General features: G+C 71.2%; 4 protein-coding genes. All 4 read left to right on the forward strand.

The genetic code is table 11. The annotated features are described in order from the left end of the window. Window positions 1-69 precede the first annotated feature (69 nt). Entirely contained in the window at window positions 70-372 is a 303-nt protein-coding gene (locus D7Y13_RS38690; RefSeq protein WP_120585766.1) for a hypothetical protein, read from the forward strand. A 339-nt stretch (window positions 373-711) separates the two neighbouring features. Further along, window positions 712-2,037, forward strand: coding sequence for a putative sensor domain DACNV-containing protein (locus D7Y13_RS38695; RefSeq protein WP_120534611.1), 1,326 nt, complete (start codon window positions 712-714; stop codon window positions 2,035-2,037). A gap of 142 nt (window positions 2,038-2,179) precedes the next feature. Next, on the forward strand, window positions 2,180-3,571 hold the full coding sequence (locus D7Y13_RS38700) for an aminotransferase-like domain-containing protein (RefSeq protein WP_158620489.1): 1,392 nt from the start codon (window positions 2,180-2,182) through the stop codon (window positions 3,569-3,571). Window positions 3,572-3,603: 32 nt separating this feature from the next. Beyond that, window positions 3,604-4,790 (forward strand): DPP IV N-terminal domain-containing protein (locus D7Y13_RS38705; protein ID WP_208734536.1); only part of this gene is annotated, 1,187 nt, incomplete at its 3' end.

The following is a 4,790-nucleotide window of genomic DNA, read 5'->3' on the forward strand; positions in this document are numbered from 1 at the left end:
GGGTTGTAGGCGCGGGTGGGGGTCCCCACCCTCCCGGACATGCGACGAGCTTCACGGGAGCGGCCAAGCATGCGGTCCATCGACACCGAGGACGAGCGGATCGCCTCCCTGCTGGTCGCGGACGACCCGGACCTGCCCTTCGAGGGCTCCCGTGACGTGGAGGTGCGGCTGCGCGACGGACGTCGCTTCGTCCTCACCGTGCAGACCCTGGAGGCGCTGGAGGCGCGGCTGGGGGGCTCACCGTCCTTCGTCGCGCCCCGCATCGTCCTGGTGCGGCGCATGTCGGATGGGGCGCTGTTGCACGCGGTGCGCTCGGCGTTGGATCAGGGCGTGGAGCGGTTCGGCACGCTCCAGGCGTTCATCGAGGAGTAGGCGCCTCCGGCGGCGTGAGTCCAGTCATCATCCATGTGAGTTCCTGGTGCTTCGCGTGGCCGGGAATGCGCGACGGGGATGGCGCCGCGCTTGCGGACGGCGGCATGGCGAAGGCAAGCCAGGAGGCGGTCAGGAACCGGAGGCGCATGGCGGGTTCTCCTGGAGGCTGGGGGAACCCTGGGGACGTCGCCTGATCCGGACAATCCCTTCGTCCCCTCCCTGTCCCGGGCAGTGCTACAGGCCGGGTTCGCGGCGCGAGGATGGAAAGCCGACGCCGCGATGCGGCAGTGACGCGACTTCCCCCGGGAAGCCATGAGGCGTGGGTATGCTGCGCGCCCGATGGATGAGCCCGGCCTGCAATACCCCGGAGAAGCCCTGCGCAGCTGGCTGCGCCAGTTCGCCAAGACGCCCGTGGCCGAGCCGACGTTGCGCCTGCTGGTCGTCCTGGCGGACACGGTGTTCTTCGCGAGCCTGGGCCGGGAGGAGGGCGAGGCCACGCGCGTGCGCATCGCCTACCACGCGCAGGGCCTGCCGGGCCTTCAGGCGGTGCGGGAGACGGTCTTCATCGGCGGTGTGAGGGGCCACCGGCAGGCGTGGGAGACGCTGCCCCTGGAGCCCAAGTCGAGCATCACCGACTTCAGCGTGGAGGCGCTGGTGAAGCTGGCGCCCGCCGCGCACCTGCCGCGCACGGCGGTGGTCGTGGGGCCTCGCGAAGGCAAGCTGCGCATCCAGGGGCTGGCGCGGCGGGTGGAGTACACGGAGTTCCACGCGGAGGGAGAAGAGGACGTCTTCATCCTCCACGCGCCTGAACCGGGCCACCTGGTGGTGAGCACGCAGGGCCGCGAGGTGTTCCGCTACGAGCAGGGAGCACCGGTGCCGCCGGGCCGGCGCGTGGCCCTGCACGACCTGCTCTTCCACGAGGACAGCGCGGTGCGCTCGGCGTTGATGGAGCATTGCGCCACGCTGGTGGAGTCGCTGCCCAAGGTGCAGCCGCTGATGGGCGGCAACCGCGAGTGGTACGTGTCCAACGCGGTGCACGGCCTCATCCGGAAGATGGGCGGACTGCACCACGGCGGGTTGATTGCGTTCCTGCCCAAGCAGCACGACCTGGACCGCTTCCGCACGCGAGGCAAGTACAGCCTGCCGCCCGGGCAGGGCTCGCTGCTGCGCGAGCGGTTGCAGCGCTTCGTCCAGGCCAGAGCGGACCTCATCAACGGCGCCTGGCGCGCGGAGTCCGGTCGGACCGTCTCGGAAGCCGAACCGCCCGAGGACCCGGAGCTGAAGAAGGCCGCCGCCGAGCACGACGACAAGGTGACGGAGAGCGACTTCCAGGCGCTGGTGGAGAGCATTGGCCAGCTCACCGCGGTGGACAACGCGCTGGTGCTGGGGCCGGAGCTGGAGGTGGTCTGCGCGGGGTATCAGATCGCCATCCCGCGCAGCGGCCCGCCACAGGTGTTCGAGGCGCGCACGCTCCAGGGACGCCCCGGGCCGCACTACCCCATCAGCCAGCACGGTTCGCGTCACCGCGCCGCCGCCGTCTTCGCCAACCAGCACTCCGGCGCCATCGTGTTCGTCGCGTCCCAGGACGGCCCGGTCCGCTGTCTGCACCGGCCTCCCGGCAAGAAGAAGGTGCTGCTCTGGAGCCTCCTCCTCACGGAGGACTGAGCCCCGGCGCAGCCTCACCACCGACAGGAAGGGCTTCCGGCGCAGGGCCCCGGTACACTCCGGTAATTGTCATGGTACAATCGTCTTCACGTCCCATGACACCTGGACTCCGGCGGGGATGCCGGAGCCGCGAAGGAGCTTCATGACCCGCGCCCCCTGGAAGCCGCGCCTGAAACGGTCCGATGGGCCGTTGTACGCGGCGCTCGTCGACGCCCTCGCGGCGGACATCAGCGCCGGACGGCTGAGGGCCGGGGACCGGCTGCCGACCCACCGGGAGCTGGCGGTCACGGTGGGTGCGTCGCTGGGAACGGTGACGCGGGCCTATGCCGAAGCGGAGCGTCGGGGGCTCATCCGCGCGCAGGTGGGGAACGGGACGTTCGTGCGCGACCTCACGGAGATGGAGCGCTACTCGCCCCAGTTGGACCGGACGCGCATCGACCTGGGGCCCACGGCGGTGCCCATCGTGCCGGGGGACCTGGGACACCTCGCGCTCGCCGCCGCGCTCAAGCAATTGGGGGAGCGCGCGGACCTGACCGCGCTCAGTGGATATCAATCGCACGGGGGTTCCGAGTCGCAGCGGGCGGCGGGGGCGCGCTGGCTCGGGCTCGCGGGCGTGCCCGCCTCCGAGGCAGAGGTCACCGTGTGCGGCGGTGCGCAGCACGCGACCCTGATGCTGTTGTCGCTGCTGGCGACACCCGAGGGCGTGCTGGTGGAGGACGTCACGTATCCAGGAGCGCTCGCCGCGGCGGAGTGGCTCCGGCTGCCCACGCACCCGGTGGCGCTCGACGCGGACGGGCTCATCCCGGAGGCGCTCGCGGAGGCCTGCCGGAAGAGCGGGGCCCGGGTGCTCTACTGCACGCCGACGAACCACAATCCGACCACGGCGATCATGCCGTTGCAGCGCAGGCAGGCCGTCCTGGAGGTCTGCCGTGAGTTCGACGTCGCCCTCATCGAGAACGGGGCCCTGGCGCCACTCGTCGCGAAGGCGCCTCCGCCCCTGGCCGCGCTCGCGCCCGAGCGGACGTATCACCTGGGGAGTCTGTCCAAGGCGCTCCTGCCCGCGTTGCGCGTCGGCTACATCCGGGCACCCGCCCATGCCCGCCTGGCGTTGGAGCAGGCGGCGGCGGCGACGGTCTGGTCCGGCTCTCCGCTGATGAGCGAGCTGGCCTCGCGATGGATCGCGGACGGCACGGCCGAAGCCCTCCGCGATGCACGGAGGTCCGAAGCCATGGCCCGTCAGTCCCTTGCGGCGTCCGTGTTGAAGGGCCATCCGTATGTCGCGCACGCCACCGCGTACTTCCTGTGGATGCCCATTCCCGAGCACCGGAGGGCCACGGAGCTGGTGGAACAGGCCGCCGCTCGGGACGTGCTCCTGGGCCCCGCGCACCTGTTCGCGGCCCGGCCCGGCAACGCGCCCAATGCCCTCCGGGTGTCGCTGGGCGCGGCCAGCTCCCGAGCCGAGCTGGAGCGGGGCCTGAAGACCCTGGCCGAGCTGCTCGAAGTCACGACTCCGGCACCGCGAAGCATGCGCTGACGTCCCGTCCCTTTCCACCTCCGGAACTGCCCATGAACCCTCCCCTGCTTCGTCCAGGCTCGCGCTTCATGCCCCTGTTGTTGCTCGTCCTGGGACTGTTCCTCCCCTGGAGGGCGACGGCGGCGGACGCTTCGGATCCGCTCCAGGAGCGGCTCGACTTCTCCGATGTGGCGCTGAACCTGCCGGCCCGCATCCGGGACACGCTGGCTCCGCCCCGCTGGCTGCCGGAGGGGGAGCGCTTCGTCTACTGGTCCGTGCTCGAACCGCATCGCGACACCTGGGTCCTGGTGGATGCGCAGCGCAAGACCCAGCAGGCCCTGCTGCCCCCCGAGTCGCTGCGAGCCCAGCTGACGCAGCTGCTCGGGAAGCCGGTCACGCTGTCTGGCTTCATGCCCTTCACGTTCACGCCCGACGCGGGAGGGATTGTCTTCTCCGTGCAGGGTCGGGCCTTCTCGTTGGGCCTGTCCGACCGCCGCGTCGTGGCGCTCGCTCCCACGGAGCCGGCTGCGTTGTCGTTCGCGCCCGGCAATGCCTGGTCACCGGATGGCAAGTCCCTCGCGGTGCACCGGGAGGCGGGGTTCGCGGTGGTGGACGCCCAGGGGAAGACGCGGGTGGAGCGCGCCGGCACGGACGACAACGCCTGGCGCGTGCCCGAAGCCGCGTGGTCACCCCAGGGCCGCTTCCTCGCGGTCTGGCGCGAGGACACGCGGGGCGTGCACCAGGTTCCCCTGGTCGATTACGGAAGTGCGCTGGAGAAGGTGACCTGGGCGCCCTACGCCAAGACGGGCACGCCGCTGATGCGCGCGGAGCTGCATTTCGTCGCGGTGGAGACGGGGCAGGTGGTGCCCATGCCGCGCGCGGAGACGGAAGGCTACGAGTGGTTCGCGGGCTGGCGCCCGGACGGAAGCGAAGCGTTGGTGCTCGAGCTGTCGCGCAATGGCAAGCGGTTGGACCTGATGGCGGTGGACCCGACGACGGGCAAGCGCCGCCGGGTGCTGCGGGAGGAGCGCCCGGAGAGCTTCGTAGGGGCGCTCGACTTCGCGCTGGATGGGTGGTCCCGGCAGGTGAAGCCGCTGCCGGACCTTCAGCACTTCCTCTGGATGTCGGAGCGGGACGGATGGCGCCACGTCTATCTGTATGACTATTCCGGCAGGCTGGTACGACAGGTCACCCGGGGGCCGTTTCCGGTGCACGGGGTGGTGGGGGTCGCGCCGAAGGG

This window comes from Corallococcus praedator, assembly GCF_003612125.1.
GTDB classification, from domain to species: domain Bacteria; phylum Myxococcota; class Myxococcia; order Myxococcales; family Myxococcaceae; genus Corallococcus; species Corallococcus praedator.